The organism is Streptomyces sp. ISL-94, from assembly GCF_018614075.1.
Lineage (GTDB): Bacteria > Actinomycetota > Actinomycetes > Streptomycetales > Streptomycetaceae > Streptomyces.
Genome location: NZ_JAGGOZ010000088.1, coordinates 1 through 17,903 on the forward strand (window position 1 = coordinate 1; position 17,903 = coordinate 17,903).

The following is a 17,903-nucleotide window of genomic DNA, read 5'->3' on the forward strand; positions in this document are numbered from 1 at the left end:
CCGGTGAACCTTTCCGGTCACGGCACTAGCCGTCACAGCCGTCGGCTCGCCACCAGGGGCAGGGTCGAGGGCCCTCGCCCCGTAGCCTGGCGGGATGGCTGAACCACTCGCGCTGTGGCCGGTGGCGCCCTCCTGCGAGACCGACTGGCTGACCGAGCTCTGCGGGGACGGGACCACCGGCTTCGAACCGCCCCGCAGACCGGACGCGGCGTGGGTGCTGCACGCCATGTACGAGCACAGAGGCAGGATCGCCGGCATCTCCCACCACGAGGCGCGCCAGGCGGCCGTCGGGTCCGGTGCCATCGAGCCCGACCGGCTGGGCGACATCGGCCTGGAGGCGGGCACGGCCACGGGCGGCGGCCTGGGACGCGCGGAACACCCCGGCTCGCGGTACCGCCGCCTGCGCTGGGCCGAGCTGTCCGCCCGCTGCGGGGACCCGGTGGTCCCGGAGGGGGCGTACCCGTCGCTCCGCTGCTTCCCCTCCGCCCAGCTGGACCACAGTTGGCCGGTCGGTATCCGGCCGCCCACGGAGGGCAGCCTCGACCGGCCCACCTGGGACCGGCTGGTCGACCTCCTCGTCTCTTACAGCACCGACGGCCCGGACACCCGCTGCCTCGCCTACTACAACCCGCTGATGCTGCGCGACATCGACTTCGACCTCCTCCGTGTCCGCGCGGGCCGGCTCCGGGACGCCTACGCCCTCTACGACAACCCGGAGGCGGACTTCAGTCCCTCCAACCTGTGGCCTGCGGACCGCTCCTGGGTCGTGTTCACCGACTACGACCTGTGGGCCACCAAAGTCGTCGGCCCCGAGCACCTGGTCGAAGCACTGCTCCGAGACCCGGTGATCGAGGCAGTCCGACTGCCCTGGACCAGCTAGACGGTCACCCGTGCCAGGAGCGCCACAGGGCGGCGTAGGCACCGTCGGCCGCGACCAGTTCGTCGTGCGAGCCGAGTTCGCTGATCCGGCCGCCCTCGACCACCGCGATCACGTCCGCGTCGTGCGCGGTGTGCAGCCGGTGGGCGATGGCGATGACCGTGCGGCCGTCCAGGACACGGGCCAGCGAGCGCTCCAGGTGCCGGGCCGCGCGCGGATCCAGCAGCGAGGTCGCCTCGTCCAGCACCAGGGTATGCGGATCGGCCAGCACCAGCCGGGCCAGCGCGATCTGCTGGGCCTGCGCCGGGGTCAGGGCCGTACCGCCGGAACCGACCTCCGTGTCCAGACCCGAACCCAGGGCGCGCGCCCAGCCGTCGGCGTGCACCGCGCCCAGCGCCGCCCACAGCTCCGCGTCCGCGGCGCCCGTCCGGGCGAGGCGCAGGTTGTCCCGCAGCGAGCCGACGAAGACGTGGTGCTCCTGGTTGACCAGCGCCACGTGCGCGCGCACCCGCTCCGCCGGCATCTGCGACAGCTGTGCCCCACCCAGGGTGATCTCGCCGGTCCGGGGCGCGTAGATGCCCGCGAGCAGCCGCCCCAGTGTGGACTTGCCCGCGCCTGAAGGGCCGACGAGCGCCATCCGGGTGCCCGGCGGCACGGACAGCGACACCTGGTGCAGGACGTCCACGCCCTCCCGGTAGCCGAAGTGGACCCCGTCCGCGCGGACGTCCCGGCCCTCGGGCCCGACCTTCGGGTCCCCCGCGTCCGGCTCGATCTCCCGTACGCCCACCAGGCGGGCCAGGGAGACCTGGGCGATCTGCAGTTCGTCGTACCAGCGCAGGATCAGACCGATCGGATCGACCATCATCTGGGCCAGCAGCGCGCCCGTGGTCAGCTGCCCCACCGACATCCAGCCCTGCATCACGCAGTAGCCGCCGATCATCAGCACGGAGCCGAGGATGGTCACGTAGGTGACGTTGACGACGGGGAAGAGGACCGTACGCAGGAACAGCGTGTACCGCTCCCAGGCCGTCCACTCCTTGATCCGCCGCTCCGACAGCGCGATCCGGTCCCGCCCCAGGCGGTGCGCCTCGATCGTGCGGCCCGCGTCCACCGTCTCCGTGAGCACGGCCGCGACGGCCGCGTAGCCGGCCGCCTCCGAGCGGTACGCCGACGGCGCCCGCCGGAAGTACCAGCGGCAGCCGATCACCAGCACCGGCAGCGCCACCAGCGCGGCCAGCGCCAGCGGCGGAGCCGTCACGGCGAGCGCCCCGAAGAGCAGCCCCGCCCACACCACGCCGATGGCCAGCTGCGGCACGGCTTCGCGCATCGCGTTGGCCAGCCGGTCGACGTCGGTGGTGATCCGCGACAGCAGGTCGCCGGTGCCGGCGCGCTCCAGCACGCCCGGCGGCAGCCCCACCGACCGTACGAGGAAGTCCTCGCGCAGATCGGCCAGCATCTGCTCGCCGAGCATCGCCCCGCGCAGCCGGACCAGCCGGACGAAGAACGTCTGGACCGCGAGCGCCAGCGCGAACAGCAGCGCCACGCGCCCGAGGTGGAGCTCGCGCGCCCCCGCTGTGAGGTCGTCCACGACCCGGCCCAGCAGGTAGGGGCCGACCATGGAGGCGATCACCGCGACCGCGTTGACGGTCACCAGCACCACGAAGGCCCGCCGGTGCCGCCGGAACAGGCCGCGCACATAGCCCCGTACGGTCGCCGACGTGCCCACGGGCAGGGTCGCGGCCGACTCGGGGGCCGCCGGATCGTATTCCGGCGGCGCCACGCCGATCATGCGGATTCCTCGATCTCTGTGAGTTCTTCTTCCAGCCGGGTCGTTTCCACCCGCGCGAGCCGCTGCTCCTCCTCGGTCTCCCGCGTGACGACCGCCCGGTAGAGCGGCTCGGCGTGCAGCAGCTCCCGGTGCGTACCGATCGCCGCCGCCTTCCCCTCGTCGATGAGGACGACCCGGTCCGCGCGGTCCAGCAGCAGCGGTGAGGAGGCCAGGACCACCGTGGTGCGCCCGGCGCGCAGCGCCGCGATCCCGTCCGCGATCCGTGCCTCGGTGTGCGAGTCGACCGCCGAGGTCGGCTCGTCCAGCACCAGCACCTCCGGATCGGTGACCAGGGAGCGCGCCAGCGCCAGCCGCTGGCGCTGCCCGCCCGACAGCGACCGGCCGCGCTCGGTGATCCGCGCGTCCATCGGATCACCGACCCCGTCGGGGGCCGACTGCAGCAGCGCGTCCAGCACGTCCCCGCACTGGGCCGCCCCCAGCGCCGCGGCGGACCCCACGGCCCCGGAGGCCGGTACGTCGAACAGCTCGCGCAGGGTTCCGGACAGCAGCACCGGCTCCTTGTCCTGTACGAGGACCAGCGTGCGCGCGGTGTCCAGCGCGAGCTCGTCCAGCGCGACCCCGCCGAGGAGCACCGAGGGCCCGGTGGCCGCGCCCTCCTCCCCGTCCATCGGATGGCCGCCGAGGCGTTCCGCGAGGCGGCCCGCCAGGTCCGGGTCCCCGCACACGACGGCGGTGAACCGGCCCGCGGGGGCCAGCAGTCCGGTCTGCGGGTCGTACAGGTCCCCGCCCGGCGCCGGGGCCTGCGGCATGTCGGTGGCAGCGGGCCGCGCGGCGGCTTCCGTGCGGGTCAGCGACAGCACCCGGGCGGCCCGCTCGGCGGAGGGACGCGAGAAGGAGTACGCCATGGCGATCTCCTCGAAGTGCCGCAGCGGATAGAGCAGCGTGGCCACCGCGCTGAACGCCGCGACGAGCTCACCCACCGCGATCCGGTCGTCCACGACGAGCGCGGCGCCGTACCAGACCACCGTGATCAGCAGGGCTCCCGGCAGGAGCACCTGGATCGCGGAGATCAGCGCCCACATCCGGGCGCTGCGCACGGCCGCCTTGCGGACCTCCTGCGAGGCCTCGCGGTAGCGGCCGAGGAAGAGCTCCTCGCCGCCGATGCCGCGCAGTACCCGCAGGCCCGCGACGGTATCGGAGGCCAGCTCGGTGGCCTTGCCCGCCTTCTCCCGCTGGAAGTCGGCCCGTTGGGTGGCGCGGGGGAGCAGCGGCAGCGCGGCCAGTGCGACAACGGGTACGCCGATCGCCACGACCACGCCCAGCGCGGGTGCGTAGAACAGCAGGCCCACGCAGACGAGGACGACGGCGAAGGCGGCCGCGAGGAAACGGGAGACCGCCTCGACGAACCAGCCGATCTTCTCGACGTCGCCCGTGGACACGGCGACCACCTCGCCCGCGGCGACCCGCCGGGTCAGGGCGGAGCCCAGTTCGGCGGTCTTGCGCGCCAGCAGCTGCTGCACGCGCGCCGCGGCGGTGATCCAGTTGGTGACGGCGGTCCGGTGCAGCATGGAATCGCCGAGCGAGATGGCGACGCCGAGCAGGACGAGCAGCCCGCCCACCAGCAGCAGCCGGCGGGCGTCGTGGTCGACGACCGCGTCCACGCCCAGCCCGACCGCGTACGGCAGTCCGGCGATGCCGGAGAAGTGCAGCAGCCCCCAGCCCAAACTCCTGGCCTGGCCGCCGAGCTGACCCCGGCCCAGCCAGATCAGGAACCGGGGACCGGAACGAGCGTCGGGTACCCCGGGATCCGGATACGGAAGATCGCTGATCTGCATGACGCCCCATGACTGGTCGAGTGGTCCAAACCGTGCAAGGTTCGCCTTCCGGACGGGCTCCGGGCAATCGATTTTCCGTTGGCCGCGCCCCCTCGCGGGCAGGATTGCGGGCCCGCTGGACGGCGTAGCGGCAGGTCAGGAACCTCGGTCAGGGGCGTGTGGCGTGCTCCAGTTCGAGCAGGACCGAGTAATAGCCGCGGCCGGTGGCCCGGTCCATGCCCACCTCGCACATCCGGTTCGCCGACAGGTGCGCGTCGAAGGACCGGACCGTCACCTCCGCCGCCTCGCGCGCCGTCGCCGAGGCCGTCAGCTCCGGGTGCAGCAGGCCCCGGTCGCCCGCGAAGGCACAGCACCCCGCGTCGTCCGGGACCACCACCTCGTCGGCGCACGCCTCCGCGACCGTCCGCAGCTGCGCCTCGTCGTCCAAGTGCCGCATCGAGCAGGTGGGGTGCAGCACCGCCGAGCCCACGGTGCGGCGGATCTCCAGACGGGGCAGCAGCTCTTCGGCCGCCCACACGAGGGAGTCCACGATCCGCAACTCCGCGTGCAGCGCCCGGTTGTCGTCCGTGAGATACGGGACCACCTCGTGCGCGATGCCCAGGGTGCAGGAGGACGCGTCGACCACCAGCGGCAGCCGGCCGCCGGCGGTCCAGCCCCAGGCCGCCTCGACGATCCGGTTGGCCATCACCCTGTTCCCGGCGTCGTAGCCCTTGGAGTGCCAGATCGTCGCGCAGCAGGTGCCGGTCACGTCGCGGGGGATCCACACGGGCCTGCCCGCCCGCTCCGACACGGCCACCACGGCCTCCGGCAGGGAGGGCCCGGGCCGGCCTGCGGGGCCGCCGAAGATGCGGTTGACGCAGGCCGGGTAGTACACGGCGGCGGCGCCCACCCGGCGGGTGCCGGGCAGTTTCCGCGCCGCCGCGCCGGGGAGCTGCGGCAGCCAGTCGGGAACCAGGTCGGCTCGTACTGCCTTGCGCGCCGCCCCCGTGACCGCCCTGAGGACTCCGTCCCCGACCCGGTCGCCGATCTTGTCAGCGGCGGCAACGGCCAGCCGGGCGGCGGCCTCGACGGTCCGGAACCGCCGCGCGGCCAGCGCGGCGGCCCTCTCCTCGCGCGGGCTGTGCCGGCGGTGGCGGAAGTCCTTCATCAGCGCGCCCGTGTCGATGCCGACCGGGCAGGCGAGCTTGCAGGTGGAGTCGCCCGCGCAGGTGTCGACGGCGTCGTAGCCGTAGGCCGCGAGCAGCCCGTCCAGCACCGGGGAGCCGGGCGGCTGGCGCACCATCTCGCGGCGCAGCACGATCCGCTGGCGCGGAGTGGTCGTCAGGTCCCCGCTGGGGCAGGTCGGTTCGCAGAAGCCGCACTCGATGCAGGGGTCGGCCACCGCCTCCACCCGGGGGATCGTCTTCAGACCGCGCAGATGCGCCTGCGGGTCGCGGTCCAGGAGGATTCGCGGGGCGAGTACCCCGTCCGGGTCCACGGTCCGCTTGGTGCGCCACATCAGCTCGGTGGCCTTGGGGCCCCACTCCAGCTCCAGGAAGGGGGCGATGTTGCGGCCGGTGGAGTGCTCGGCCTTCAGCGAGCCGTCGAACCGCTCGACGGTGAGCCGGCAGAAGGCCTCCATGAAGGCCCCGTACCGCCGGACTTCGGAGGGCTCGGCGGCGTCGAAGGCGAGCAGGAAGTGCAGGTTGCCGTGGGCCGCGTGACCGGCGACGGCCGCGTCGAAGCCGTGCCGCGCCTGGAGTTCGAGGAGCGCCTCGCAGGCCTCGGCCAGCCGGGACGGCGGTACGGCGAAGTCCTCGGTGATCAGCGTGGTGCCGGGGGCGCGGGCTCCGCCGACGGCGGTGACGAAGGCCTTGCGGGCCTTCCAGTAACCGCTGATCGTGTGTGCGTCCCGGGTGAAGGCGTTGGTGACCGAGGGCACCGGCGCCACCAGGTCCAGCCCGGCGAGGACTTCGGCCGCGCGGCGCTCGTACGCGTCCCGGCCGGCCTCGTCCGGAGCGCGGAACTCCACCAGCAGGGCGGTGGTGTCCCTGGGCAGGTCCGCCCAGTCGGCGGGGACGCCCGCGACGCTGACCGAGGCGCGCAGGGTGTTGCCGTCCATCAGCTCGACGGCGATGGCGCCCGCCTCGTTGAAGAGCGGCACGGCCGCGGCGGCGGCGGGCAGCGAGGGGAAGAACAGCAGGGCGGAGCAGAGTTCGCGGTCGAGCGGGAGGGTGTCGAAGACGACCTCGGAGATGAAGCCGAGGGTGCCCTCCGAGCCGACCATCAGCCCGCGCAGGATCTCCACGGGGGTGCTGCCGTCCAGGTAGGCGTCGAGCCGGTAGCCGGTGGTGTTCTTGATCTCGTACTTGGCGCGGATCCGCCGGACGAGCTCCGGATCGGCCTCGATCTCCCTCTTGATCTCCATCAGCCCGTGGCACAGGGCCGGTTCGGCGCGCGCCAGTTCCTCGTCGGCCAGCGGGTCGGCGGTGTCCACCGCGGTCCCGCCGGGCAGTACGAAGGTGAGGGAGGAGAGGGTGCGGTAGGAGTTCCTGGTGGTGCCGGCCGTCATGCCCGAGGCGTTGTTGGCGACGACTCCGCCGAGGGTGCAGGCGATGGCGCTGGCCGGATCGGGACCCAGGATGCGGCCGTGGCGGGCGAGCGCGGCATTGGCCCGCAGCACGGTGGTGCCGGGCCGGATCCGGGCGCGGCGGCCCCCGTCCAGCACCTCGATGCCGGCCCAGTGGCGGCGTACGTCGACGAGGATGTCCTCGCCCTGGGCCTGGCCGTTGAGCGAGGTCCCGGCGGCGCGGAAGACGACCTCGCGCTGCCGGCCGTGGGCGTAGGAGAGGACCGCGGAGACGTCGTCTATGTCCTCGACGATCACCACGACCTGGGGCACGAAGCGGTAGGGGGAGGCGTCGGTGGCGTAGCGGACCAGGTCGGAGACCTTCCACAGCACCTTCTCGGGGCCCAGCAGCTCGGCCAGCTCGCTGCGCAGCGGCTCTGGAGTGCCGGAGGCCCGGTGGTCGGGCATCCGGTCGGGGGCGGGGCCGCTGATGCTGCGGGGGCGCAGGGCCCCCGGATTCGGTTCCAGCAGCGGCATGTGCGACCCCTCGCCTCACTCGCGGCCCGCGCATGCGCGGCCGTCTTCTCAGCAGCGGTGCTCCGCCGGGACGTCCGACAGGGCGTTCAGCAGGCCGCCGAGCACCTCGCGCTGGTCGGCGGTCAATGGGGCCAGGATCTCCTCTGCCGCGTCGGTTCGCGCGTTGCGCAGACGGCGCAGCGTGGCGCGGCCGGTGTCGGTGAGTTCGATCCTTATGACGCGGCGGTTCGCCGGGTCGGGCGCGCGCCGCACGCACTCGGCGGCCTCCAGGCCGTCCACGAGGGTGGTCACGGCGCGGGGGACGACCTCCAGGCGGGCGGCGAGATCCGCCATTCGGGGAGGGGCGCCGTCGTCGTAGTGAGAGACCAGTCGCAGCAGCCGGGACTGGGCCGGAGTGATCCCGAGCGGCTCCAGATGGCGCTTCTGGATGCGGTGGAGCCGACGGGTCAGGCGCAGCAGCTGCTCGGCGAGCACGCCGTCTGTGGTGTCGGTCTCGGAAGGGGTCCTCATACTGGGAACAGTACCAGGACCAGATTCATTGTGAGTATAGGTAACAATGAGCTATGCTCATCGGAGTCTCGTCAGAAGGAGGCCCATGCGCCCCGAAGAACCGAAGTGGACTCCATCGAAAGAATCCCTCGACCCCACCCGCCCCGCTCCGGCCGACCAGCCGCGCGAGCTGCGCCGCATCGTGCGCCTCTTCCGGCCCTACCGCGGACGGCTCGCCGTCGTCGGCCTGCTCGTCGGCGCCTCCTCGCTGGTCGGTGTCGCCTCGCCGTTCCTGCTCAAGGAGATCCTCGACGTAGCGATCCCGCAGGGCCGTACCGGGCTGCTCAGCCTGCTCGCGCTCGGCATGATCCTGACCGCCGTCGTCACCAGCGTCTTCGGCGTGCTCCAGACCCTCATCTCCACCACGGTCGGCCAGCGCGTCATGCACGACCTGCGCGCCGCCGTCTACGCACAGCTCCAGCGGATGCCGCTGGCCTTCTTCACCCGGACCCGCACCGGCGAGGTGCAGTCCCGCATAGCCAACGACATCGGCGGCATGCAGGCCACCGTCACCTCCACCGCCACCTCGCTCGTCTCGAACCTGACGGCCGTCATGGCCTCCGTGGTCGCGATGCTCGCGCTCGACTGGCGGCTCACCCTCGTCTCCCTGTTCCTGCTCCCCGTCTTCGTGTGGATCAGCCGCCGCGTCGGCCGCGAGCGCAAGAAGATCACCGCGCAGCGGCAGAGGCAGATGGCCACCATGGCAGCCACCGTCACCGAGTCGCTGTCGGTGAGCGGCATCCTGCTGGGCCGCACGATGGGCCGTTCCGAGTCCCTCACCGCCGCCTTCTCCGAGGAGTCCGAGAAGCTCGTCGGCCTCGAGGTCCGCTCCAGCATGGCCGGGCGCTGGCGGATGTCCACCATCGGCATCGTCATGGCCGCCATGCCCGCGCTCATCTACTGGGCCGCCGGCATAGCCCTGCAGACGGGCGCCCCCTCGCTCTCCGTCGGCACCCTCGTCGCCTTCGTCACCCTCCAGCAGGGCCTCTTCCGGCCCGCCGTGAGCCTGTTGTCGACGGGCGTGCAGATCCAGACCTCGCTCGCCCTGTTCTCCCGCATCTTCGAGTACCTCGACCTGCCGGTGGACATCACCGAGCGCGAGGACCCGGTGCGCCTGGACCGGGCCAAGGGGGAAATTCGGCTGGAGGACGTCCACTTCGCCTACGACGCGAAGAACGGCCCGACCCTCTCGGGGATCGACATCACCGTCCCGGCCGGCGGCTCCCTCGCCGTGGTCGGCCCGACGGGATCCGGCAAGAGCACGCTCAGCTACCTCGTGCCCCGGCTCTACGACGTCACCGGCGGCCGGGTGGCCCTCGACGGCGTGGACGTGCGCGACCTCGACTTCGACTCGCTGGCCCGCTCCATAGGCGTGGTCTCCCAGGAGACCTACCTCTTCCACGCCTCGGTCGCGGACAACCTCCGCTTCGCCAAGCCGGACGCCACCGACGAGGAGATCGCCGAGGCGGCCCGCGCCGCCCAGATCCACGACCACATCGCCTCCCTGCCCGACGGGTACGACACCCTGGTCGGCGAGCGCGGCTACCGCTTCTCCGGCGGCGAGAAGCAGCGCCTCGCGATCGCCCGGACCATCCTGCGGGACCCGCCGGTGCTGATCCTCGACGAGGCGACCAGCGCCCTCGACACCCGGACCGAGCATGCCGTCCAGCGGGCCATCGACAACCTGTCGCAGGGTCGCACCACCATCACCATCGCGCACCGCCTCTCGACCGTCCGCGACGCCGACCAGATCGTGGTCCTGGACGCCGGCCGGATAGCCGAGCGCGGCACGCACGAGGAGCTGTTGAAGGCCGACGGCCGGTATGCGGCCCTGGTGCGCCGGGACCGGGACGCCGCGCAGGCGCCGGAAGCGGCGCAGGGGGCCGAGCTGGCTCCGGTGAACGTGTGATCGTATGACGGACGCATGGGCGGGATGCCGGGAATGTTGCGATATGCGGGTTAGCGTTTTCGCATGCGTCATGAGTACCGGCCGCCGCAGCGCCGTTCCCGGCTCACTCGCCGGGGCCGGCTGGCGCTCTTCCTCGGCACCCTGACAGCGATCGGGGCGGCCACCTTGATCCCGCTGCTGCGGGGTGGCGAAGCACCCGAGAAGCCGCGCCGGTTGGTGATCCCCGAGGGCTGGCGGGCCCCGCAGGTGTACGCCGCGGTCGACCGCGCGCTGTTCAACCGGATCCGCGCCCAGGCCCACGCGGGCTCCCGCGCAGGCCAGGAGGCTGCCGCCGGGAACTGAGGCGCGTCGGCCCGGGAGGCGGCGCATGGTCGGCGGCCTGCCGGGAGTGACGAGGACCGACCCCGTCCTGCGGGTGCGGGCGGGCGGCGCCGGCGCCTGGTCAGGCCGCCGGGGAGCCCGCCCGTTCGCGGGACAGGAGGCGGCGGATCTCGCGGACGGCCGCGCCGCCCGCGCGGTTGGCGCCGATGGTCGAGGCCGACGGGCCGTAGCCGACCAGGTGGATCCGCTCGTCGCGCACCGCCCTGGTGCCCTCCACCCGGATGCCGCCGCCCGGCTCGCGCAGGCGCAGTGGGGCCAGGTGGTCGACGGCCGCGCGGAATCCGGTGGCCCACAGGATGACGTCCGCGTCCACCCGGCTCCCGTCCGCCCAGGCGGCGCCCGTGGGAGTGATGCGGTCGAACACGGGCCGGCGGTCGAGCACCCCCGAGTCCAGTCCGGCGCGGACGGCCTCGTTCAGCGGGAGTCCCGTCACGCTGACCACGCTCTGCGGCGCCAGCCCCCGCCGCACGCGCTCGTCCACCAGGGCCACCGCCGCCCGGCCCTCGGCCTCGCCGAAGCTCCCGTCGCGGAAGACCGGGGGCCGCCGGGTCACCCAGGTGGTTGCCACCGCCACCCGGGACAGCTCCAGCAGGTGCTGCACCGCAGAGGTGCCGCCGCCCACCACGATCACGCGGGCTCCGGCGAACTCCCGCGGCCCCGGGTAGTTCGCGGTGTGCAACTGGCGGCCGCGGAAGGTCTCCTGCCCGGGGTAGCGCGGCCAGAACGGCCGGTCCCAGGTGCCGGTCGCGTTGATCAGGGCCCGGGCCGACCAGACACCGGCCGAGGACTCCACCCGTAGCCGTCCGTCGACCCCCTCGCGTACGGCCGAGACGTCCACGGGACGCCGTACGCGCAGGTCGAAGCGGTCCTCGTACGCTGCGAAGTACTCGCCGACCACCTCCGACGAGGGCCGCAGCGGGTCGGCTCCGGTCAGCTCCATGCCGGGCAGGGCGTGCATTCCGTGGACCTTGCCGTAGGTGAGCGAGGGCCAGCGGAACTGCCAGGCCCCGCCCGGGCGGGGCGCGTGGTCCAGGACCACATGGCCGAGCCCCGCCCGAGTCAGGTGGTACGCGCTGGACAGGCCCGCCTGACCAGCGCCGATGACCACCACGTCCACATCCGTGGCCGCTTCCGCCGCGTCCCGCACCATGTTGTTCACGGTTCTACCAACTCGGGTAGGCGGCGGGTTCTTCCCTACGGCCCGCCAGGTCCCGGCCGGCGCAGGTCGCCAGGACCGGCGTCCTCGGCTGCAGGGTGAGGCCGGGGAACACGCCGGCCCGCTCGCCGCCGCTGTCGAGGTGGAAGCGCTGCCCCGGCACGGCCAGCACACCAGCACGACCGCGGCGGCGGCCTCCGCCAGTGCGAACCGCGCCCCCAGGCAGGCCCGCGGGCCGCCGCCGAAGGGGAACCAGGCGTGCTCCGCGACGGGTCGCGGGGCGTCCTCGTCCCACCGCTCGGGGCGGAAGGCCTCCGGATCCGGGAACCAGCGCGGGTCGCGGTGCACCGACCAGGGGCTCGTCCACACCGCGGTCCCGGCCAGCGCGTCCGCGCACTCCACCATCGTGGCGGCGTACGAGCGCACCTGGCGCGGCCGCACGGCGGGCTGGACCAGCGCCTGCTTGCGCCGCCAGCCGTCGCCGGTGGCGACGACCACCCCGTTGCCCAGCAACTGGCGGCAGGCTCAGCCCGGTTCCGCGGGCTTGCAGGTGCCCTCCACGGCGCCGAGCAGCTCGCCCGCGTGCTCCGGGCCGGGAGACCAGCACGTTGCGCTGCGGACCGAGGGCCCAGGAGACGCGGTCGCCGTAGTCGTCGCGCAGGGACTCGAAGAAGGCCCGCGGATCGCGGGCGAAGGCGGGAAGGTTGCCGAGCAGGGGCCAGGGGCGGGGCCCGACGGCCCGGGCGCCCTGGGGCGGGGTCGGGGCCACGTCGGCAGGGTGACAGCGACCCCCGCAGGGCACCAGGGGGGCGGGGTCCGTCAGCCCGTGCGGCGCGCCGTCAGCCAGTCGTACGCGGCGTCCGCGCTGAACTCCCGCTGCCCACCCGGGAAGAGGAGCCCGGCTCCCGCGAAGGCGGCGTCGTGCGCGGTCTCCGCGACGTACGGGACGGCCACGCACTCCATCCCGGCCGCGTGGGCGGCCAGGGCGCCGGGGGCAGCGTCCTCGACGACCACGCAGTCGGCGGGCTCGGCGCCCAGCCGGTGGGCCGCCTCCAGGAACACGTCGGGGGCGGGCTTGCCGTGCGCGACCTCCTCGGCGGAGACCACCGTCGTCAGCAGGGAGTCGAGACCGGTGCCCACGAGCACCGCGTCGATCGCCTCGCGCGAGGAGCCGGAGGCCACCGCCATCGGCACGCCCTCGGCGTGCAGCCGCTCCACGAACTTCCGCATCCCGGGGAAGGCCTCGGTCTCGGTGCGGGCCAATTCCAGGTAGGCGGCGTTCTGTTCGGCTAGCAGCTGTTCCACCGGTGCCTGGATCCCGTACCGTTCCTTGAGGATCTCGAGCGTTTCCAGGGTGCCGATCCCGATGAAGCGGGAGTGCTGCTCCCACGTGAAATCGGGGACCCCGTGCCGCGCCAGCGTGCGCCGGCCCGATTCGTAGTAGTTCGGCTCGCTGTCCACGAGAGTGCCGTCGAGATCGAATATGACGGAAATCATCCGTTGTGCCCGTCCTGCCGGTTGTGTCCTGCCCTCAGCCATCCTGTCAGGTTCCGCGGGCCGCCCGTCCCACGGATTCGACCAACGGCAGCAGCCGGTGCGGGACCCGCTCGCGCAGCGCCACCTCCGTGCGGGTGCGGACCACGCCCGGCAGTTGGATCAGCCGCTGGATCACGTCCTCCAGGTGCGCGTTGTCCCGGGCCGCCACGCGGGTCAGCAGGTCCCCGCCGCCCGTGATCGAGAAGGCCTCGATGATCTCGGGTACGGAGGCCAGCGCGTCACCCACGTCGTCCAGGTGCCCCTGGGTCACCTCGATGTGCACGAAGGCCAGCACCGGGTGCCCGAGCGCGGCGGGCGAGAGCATCGGGCCCGTCCCCGTGATCACCCCGGTGCGCTCCAGCCGGTCCAGCCGGGCCTGGAGGGTGCCGCGCGCGACACCCAGGATCCGGGCGTACTCGCGAACGCTGGTGCGCGGCTGCTCGATCAGCAGACGCAGGATCCGGGTGTCGAGTTCGTCCACCGCCATGCCGCGACTGTACCAATGGCCGCCAATGGCCCGGTTCATCCGGTGTGCAGGTCACCGCCAGGTGCGCGCCGGCCGGATGCCCGTACCGCGGCGCCACGTTCCATTGCGGCCTCGACGTACAGGCCGAGCCCGACCCAGCGCCGGCTGCGGGCCTCCCCCGCCGACTCCAGCCGGCCCCGAACACGGCGTCGGCGGCGAACGACGCCAGGGAGAGCGCGACAGTGCGGGCAGGTTCCCCTCCCGCGCGAGCCCGAACGCCAGGAAGAGCACATTGCCGGTCTGTATCGCGGTGAACACCGGCCCGAGGGCGAGCAGGCTCACCGCCTCGATCAGCCCGGTGACCGCGGTCAGGGTGATCATCAGGCCCGTCAGGGACGGACGCACCGCGTGCGCACCCACCTTCATGAGGCCCGACAGTGACACGCCCGCCCCGCTCCTCCGGCGCCGACATGCCGAGGGGAATAGGGTCCCTGGGATGAGCGACCTGTTGCTGGTGAGGCACGGCGAGACGGCGTGGAGCGCGGACGGGCGGCACACCGGGCGTACCGACGTGCCGCTGACCCCGCGCGGGGTCGAGGAGGCACTCTTCCTCGCCCCCTTCTTCCGGGACCGGCACCCCGCGCTGGTGCTGACCAGCCCGCTGCGCCGGGCCGTCGCCACGGCCGAACTCGCGGGGCTCACCGGCGGGCTCACCGACCCGGACCTGTACGAATGGGACTACGGCGGCTATGAGGGCGTCACCACCGAGGAGATCCAGCGGACCGCGCCCGACTGGTCCCTGTGGACCCACGGCGTCCCGCCCGGCGACGCCGCGCACCCCGGGGAGAGCGCCGCCGAGGTGGGGGCCCGTGCCGACCGGGCCCTGGCCCGGGTCGCCCCCGTGCTCCGCGCCGGCCGCGGCGACGTGGTGGTCGTCGCCCACGGCCACTTCCTGCGCGTGCTCACCGCCCGCTACCTGGGCCTGGGCCCCGCCGAGGGCCGGCTCTTCCTGCTGCGCACCGGCACGGTCAGCGTGCTCTCCACCGAGCACGGGCTCCCGGTGATCGCGGAATGGAACACCCGGCCCTGACCCCAAGGCCCGCGGCGGTCCCGGCCGTCCAGCCCCCGGCCGTCCAGCCCCCGGCCGTCCCGCCCCTGGCCGTCCCGCACCCGGGCCGCTGCCGCCTCGCGGGGCGGCGGCCGGTGCGTGACGATGCGTACATGGCCCACGACGGTACGAGCGGTGGCGGCGGCCCCGGGACCGGAACCCCGGAACCGGGGCTCAAGGCCAACGCGATCGGCTTCCTCGACGCGCTCGTCATCGGCCTGAACTCCACCTCCCCGGCCTACTCCCTCGCCGCGGTCCTCGGGCCGATCGTGGCCCTCGTCGGGATCTACGCGCCGGGCGTCATGCTGGCGTCCTTCGTACCGATGCTGCTGATCGCCGCCGCCTTCTACTACCTCAACAAGGTCGACCAGGACTGCGGGACGACCTTCTCCTGGGTCACCCGCGCCATGGGCCCCTGGGCGGGCTGGCTCGGCGGCTGGGCCATCGCGATGACCGGCGTCCTCGTCATCGGCTCGCTGGCGGACGTGGCCGTCCACTTCGGGCTGCTCGCCGCCGGCCTCGACCACTGGGCCGCGAACACGGTGATCCGCCAGACCCTCACCGTCGTCGTGATCCTCGCCATGACCGCCGTCTGCGTCATCGGCACCGAGCTCTCGGCGCACCTCCAGGACATCCTCATCCTCGCCCAGGTCTTCTTCCTCCTGGCCTTCGCCGTGGTCGCCATCTCCCGCATCTACGCCGGCACCAGCACCCTCGACGCCATCGAACCGTCCCTCACCTGGCTCAACCCCTTCGGCGCCGGCGGCGCTGCCCTCACCGGCGGACTGCTGCTCGGCGTGTTCATCTACTGGGGCTGGGAATCCGCGGTCAACCTCACCGAGGAGGTCGAGAACTCCGCGACCGCGCCCGGCAAGGCCGGCATCTGGTCGACCGTGGTCCTGCTCGTCACCTACCTGTCCGTGGGCTTCGCCGTCGTCGGCTACGCGGGCACCGCCTTCCTCGCTGCGAACGCGGGCGACGAGGAGGCGATCTTCGCGGTACTCGCCCACGAGGTCATGGGCGGCTGGGACTGGGTGGTGCTCCTCGCCGTCTGCACCTCCGCGCTCGCCTCCACCCAGACCACGATCATCCCCGCCTCCCGCACCGCCCTGTCCATGGCCCGCCGGCACGCGCTGCCGCCCGCGCTCGCGCACATCCACCCGCGGTTCCGCACCCCGGACGTGAGCACCTGGTGGGTGGCCGCCATCGCCATCGGCTGGTACCTCGTCGTCAATCAGATCAGCGAGAACGCTCTTCTGGACTCGCTGACCGCGCTCTCCCTGCTCATCGCGTTCTACTACGCGCTCACCGGCCTGGCCTGCGCCATCTACTACCGCCGCCACCTGCTGGAGAGCCCGCGCAACTTCCTGCTCATCGGCGCCGGACCGGTCCTCGGCGCCGGCCTGCTGGCGTGGCTCCTGGTGGAGTCCGTCCACGACATGTCGAACCCCGAGAACTCGGCGGGCGGCGTCTCCTGGCTCGGGCTCGGCCCGCCGCTGGTCATCGGGATCGCGATCGCGGTCGTGGGCCTGGCCGTCATGTGCTTCTGGCGGCTGCGGGACGGCCGGTTCTGGCGCGAGCGCCGCGGGGTCGCCGACCCGGATGTCGTCCACGGCCGGAAGACCTGAGGAGGAGGCCGGATGTCCGTGGTCCTGGGGTACGACGAGTCGCCCGGCGCCGAACACGCCCTGCGGGTGGCGCTGGAGGTCGCGACCGCCTTCGGCGAGCCCCTCGTCCTCGTGTACGGGGGGGCCGCCCCGGGCGCCCCGGGCGAGGAGTACGCGGCCCACCGCGAAGCCGTCCGCCAGGCGGGCCGCAGGGCGCTGGCGCGCGCCGTCGAGGCCGCCGACGAGGCGGGAGTGCCTTCGACGGTCGAGGTGGTCGACGCGAATCCGGCTCAGGCCCTGCTCGACGCCGCCGAGCGCCACCACGCCCGGGTCATCATCGTCGGCACGTGGGGCGACAGCCCGATCCGCGGCGCGCTCCTGGGCTCCACCCCGCACAAGCTTCTGCACCTCTCGCCGATCCCGGTCCTGTGCGTACCGACGGATGGCGACGCGGGGTAGAGCGCCCGGTCACGGCCGCGGACAAACAGGGCGGGAACCACCGTGGTGTCCGCATACTGGATCTGCAGGTCCGCGGGTGGAAGGGGACGTCTCGTGCCTTCGGTCCAGCCTGGGGGCGATAAGGCGGACGGCCCGTTCCGCGGGGACGCTGCTGGAGCACGTACCGGTGGCTGCCTTCGGCATCGACGACGCCGGGCTCGTCGCCTACTGGGGACCCGGCGCACAGGACCTCTTCGGCCACGACTCCGCCGCCGCCCCGGCGCAGCCCGGCGCCCTGCTCTTCGCCGACACGGCATCCCGGAACGCCTCCGACACGTGCGCCCAGCGGGCCCTGCTGCCCAGCGCGCTGGCGAGCAGCCCGTACGTGGACGTGGCGCACCGGTACCTGCCCGGCAGCCACATCAACGAGGTCGGCGGCGACTGGTACGACGTGATCCGGCTGCCGGACGACCGGGGTAGCCCTCGTGGTGGGCGACGTGAGGGGGCACGGGGTGCCGGCCGCCGCTGCCATGGGCCGCCTCCGGATCACCACCAAGGCGCTGGCCCGGCACACCGGCGAACCGGACGCCCTGCTCGCCGAGCTCGACGCGTGCGCCCACGAGGCCGGCATGGAGCTGGCCACGTGCCTGTACATCGTGTACGACCCGAGGACCGGCCGCGCCCGCATCGCCAACGCCGGCCCCCCCGCCCCTGGTGCTCCGCCCGGACGGCGCGGTCGACACCCTCGACCAGGTCCTGGGAGTCCCGCTCGGCGTCGGCGGCGTCCCGTTCCGGACGACCGGGATCGAACTCCCCGACCACGCGACCCTCGTCCTCTGCACCGACGGCCTCATCGAAACCCGCGGCCGGCACATCGGGACGGGCCCGGAATCCCTGCGCACCGGACTGGGCGGATCGACCGGCCCGCTGGAGCCCATGGCGGACCGGATCCTCGCCCGCCTGCTCCCCGGCCCACCGGCCGACGACACCGTCCTCGTCCTCGCGCGCGTCCACCGCCTGCCGACTTCCCCGGACTGACCGCTGCGACAGCTCACACTCCGGTCCGTTGGCCTTCCGGTGGCCGATGACGGGCGGTCCAGACTGGGCCAATGGTCCAGTCATCCTGGGACCGGTTGAACCAGTGGGCCTCCGCCTGGTTATCTGTGT

Annotated in this window: 14 protein-coding genes and 2 pseudogenes; 7 read left to right on the forward strand and 9 right to left on the reverse strand. The window is 73.3% G+C overall.

Annotated elements, in window-relative coordinates; translation table 11 throughout:
• The first annotated feature begins 94 nt into the window (after window positions 1–94).
• Window positions 95–880 carry a hypothetical protein gene (locus J7E94_RS25805; protein ID WP_215019192.1) on the forward strand — a complete coding sequence of 262 codons (786 nt, stop codon included), beginning with the start codon at window positions 95–97 and terminating at the stop codon, window positions 878–880.
• Window positions 881–884: 4 nt separating this feature from the next.
• Here the strand turns inward: J7E94_RS25805 and J7E94_RS25810 are convergent, their stop codons facing one another.
• From J7E94_RS25810 to J7E94_RS25825, 4 genes are all read right to left on the reverse strand, one after another.
• Window positions 885–2,666 (reverse strand): ABC transporter ATP-binding protein, encoded by a 1,782-nt coding sequence (locus tag J7E94_RS25810; RefSeq protein ID WP_215019193.1) that lies wholly within the window; start codon window positions 2,664–2,666, stop codon window positions 885–887.
• Window positions 2,663–4,501 (reverse strand): ABC transporter ATP-binding protein, encoded by a 1,839-nt coding sequence (locus tag J7E94_RS25815; protein WP_215019194.1) that lies wholly within the window; start codon window positions 4,499–4,501, stop codon window positions 2,663–2,665. Before J7E94_RS25815 ends, J7E94_RS25810 begins: the two co-directional genes overlap by 4 nt.
• 148 nt (window positions 4,502–4,649) lie before the next feature.
• A complete protein-coding gene (locus J7E94_RS25820) occupies window positions 4,650–7,586 on the reverse strand; it encodes an FAD-binding and (Fe-S)-binding domain-containing protein (RefSeq protein WP_215019195.1) in 2,937 nt (978 codons plus the stop codon).
• A gap of 48 nt (window positions 7,587–7,634) precedes the next feature.
• The gene (locus J7E94_RS25825; protein ID WP_215019196.1) at window positions 7,635–8,096 is read right to left on the reverse strand and encodes a MarR family winged helix-turn-helix transcriptional regulator; all 462 of its coding nucleotides are present in this window, start codon (window positions 8,094–8,096) and stop codon (window positions 7,635–7,637) included.
• An 85-nt stretch (window positions 8,097–8,181) separates the two neighbouring features.
• Between J7E94_RS25825 and J7E94_RS25830 the strand changes: the two genes are divergently transcribed.
• Together J7E94_RS25830 and J7E94_RS25835 are read left to right on the forward strand one after the other, a co-directional pair.
• Window positions 8,182–10,044 (forward strand): ABC transporter ATP-binding protein, encoded by a 1,863-nt coding sequence (locus J7E94_RS25830; RefSeq protein ID WP_215019197.1) that lies wholly within the window; start codon window positions 8,182–8,184, stop codon window positions 10,042–10,044.
• A 63-nt stretch (window positions 10,045–10,107) separates the two neighbouring features.
• Entirely contained in the window at window positions 10,108–10,386 is a 279-nt protein-coding gene (locus tag J7E94_RS25835; RefSeq protein ID WP_215019198.1) for a hypothetical protein, read from the forward strand.
• A gap of 100 nt (window positions 10,387–10,486) precedes the next feature.
• On the opposite strand, the gene J7E94_RS25840 is transcribed toward J7E94_RS25835, so the two are convergent.
• From J7E94_RS25840 to J7E94_RS25860, 5 genes and pseudogenes are all read right to left on the reverse strand, one after another.
• Complete coding sequence (locus J7E94_RS25840) at window positions 10,487–11,575, reverse strand: FAD-dependent oxidoreductase (RefSeq protein WP_215019215.1); 1,089 nt, start codon at window positions 11,573–11,575, stop codon at window positions 10,487–10,489.
• A gap of 249 nt (window positions 11,576–11,824) precedes the next feature.
• Window positions 11,825–11,986 (reverse strand): annotated as a pseudogene (locus tag J7E94_RS25845) (cytochrome P450); the annotation flags it as partial.
• A 414-nt stretch (window positions 11,987–12,400) separates the two neighbouring features.
• Entirely contained in the window at window positions 12,401–13,078 is a 678-nt protein-coding gene (locus J7E94_RS25850; protein WP_215019199.1) for an HAD family phosphatase, read from the reverse strand.
• 46 nt (window positions 13,079–13,124) lie between these two features.
• Window positions 13,125–13,604 (reverse strand): Lrp/AsnC family transcriptional regulator, encoded by a 480-nt coding sequence (locus J7E94_RS25855; protein WP_215019200.1) that lies wholly within the window; start codon window positions 13,602–13,604, stop codon window positions 13,125–13,127.
• Between the two features lie 51 nt (window positions 13,605–13,655).
• The gene (locus J7E94_RS25860) at window positions 13,656–14,027 is read right to left on the reverse strand and encodes a DUF1275 family protein (protein ID WP_308345457.1); all 372 of its coding nucleotides are present in this window, start codon (window positions 14,025–14,027) and stop codon (window positions 13,656–13,658) included.
• A 52-nt stretch (window positions 14,028–14,079) separates the two neighbouring features.
• On the opposite strand from J7E94_RS25860, the gene J7E94_RS25865 reads away from it, so the two are divergent.
• The 4 genes and pseudogenes from J7E94_RS25865 to J7E94_RS34905 all read left to right on the forward strand — a co-directional run bounded on the left by J7E94_RS25865 (window position 14,080) and on the right by J7E94_RS34905 (window position 17,774).
• Window positions 14,080–14,673 carry a histidine phosphatase family protein gene (locus tag J7E94_RS25865; RefSeq protein WP_215019201.1) on the forward strand — a complete coding sequence of 198 codons (594 nt, stop codon included), beginning with the start codon at window positions 14,080–14,082 and terminating at the stop codon, window positions 14,671–14,673.
• Window positions 14,674–14,804: 131 nt separating this feature from the next.
• Entirely contained in the window at window positions 14,805–16,319 is a 1,515-nt protein-coding gene (locus J7E94_RS25870) for an APC family permease (protein ID WP_215019217.1), read from the forward strand.
• 12 nt (window positions 16,320–16,331) lie between these two features.
• A complete protein-coding gene (locus J7E94_RS25875) occupies window positions 16,332–16,757 on the forward strand; it encodes a universal stress protein (RefSeq protein ID WP_215019202.1) in 426 nt (141 codons plus the stop codon).
• A gap of 509 nt (window positions 16,758–17,266) precedes the next feature.
• Window positions 17,267–17,774 (forward strand): annotated as a pseudogene (locus J7E94_RS34905) (PP2C family protein-serine/threonine phosphatase).
• The last annotated feature ends 129 nt before the right edge of the window (window positions 17,775–17,903 follow it).

Coding starts and splice junctions, on each gene's coding strand:
- J7E94_RS25805 (WP_215019192.1), top strand. CDS start 95: ATGGCTGAACCACTCGCGCTGTGGCCGGTGGCGCCCTCCTGCGAGACC.
- J7E94_RS25810 (WP_215019193.1), bottom strand. CDS start 2,666: ATGATCGGCGTGGCGCCGCCGGAATACGATCCGGCGGCCCCCGAGTCG.
- J7E94_RS25815 (WP_215019194.1), bottom strand. CDS start 4,501: ATGCAGATCAGCGATCTTCCGTATCCGGATCCCGGGGTACCCGACGCT.
- J7E94_RS25820 (WP_215019195.1), bottom strand. CDS start 7,586: ATGCCGCTGCTGGAACCGAATCCGGGGGCCCTGCGCCCCCGCAGCATC.
- J7E94_RS25825 (WP_215019196.1), bottom strand. CDS start 8,096: ATGAGGACCCCTTCCGAGACCGACACCACAGACGGCGTGCTCGCCGAG.
- J7E94_RS25830 (WP_215019197.1), top strand. CDS start 8,182: ATGCGCCCCGAAGAACCGAAGTGGACTCCATCGAAAGAATCCCTCGAC.
- J7E94_RS25835 (WP_215019198.1), top strand. CDS start 10,108: ATGCGTCATGAGTACCGGCCGCCGCAGCGCCGTTCCCGGCTCACTCGC.
- J7E94_RS25840 (WP_215019215.1), bottom strand. CDS start 11,575: ATGGTGCGGGACGCGGCGGAAGCGGCCACGGATGTGGACGTGGTGGTC.
- J7E94_RS25850 (WP_215019199.1), bottom strand. CDS start 13,078: ATGATTTCCGTCATATTCGATCTCGACGGCACTCTCGTGGACAGCGAG.
- J7E94_RS25855 (WP_215019200.1), bottom strand. CDS start 13,604: ATGGCGGTGGACGAACTCGACACCCGGATCCTGCGTCTGCTGATCGAG.
- J7E94_RS25865 (WP_215019201.1), top strand. CDS start 14,080: ATGAGCGACCTGTTGCTGGTGAGGCACGGCGAGACGGCGTGGAGCGCG.
- J7E94_RS25870 (WP_215019217.1), top strand. CDS start 14,805: ATGGCCCACGACGGTACGAGCGGTGGCGGCGGCCCCGGGACCGGAACC.
- J7E94_RS25875 (WP_215019202.1), top strand. CDS start 16,332: ATGTCCGTGGTCCTGGGGTACGACGAGTCGCCCGGCGCCGAACACGCC.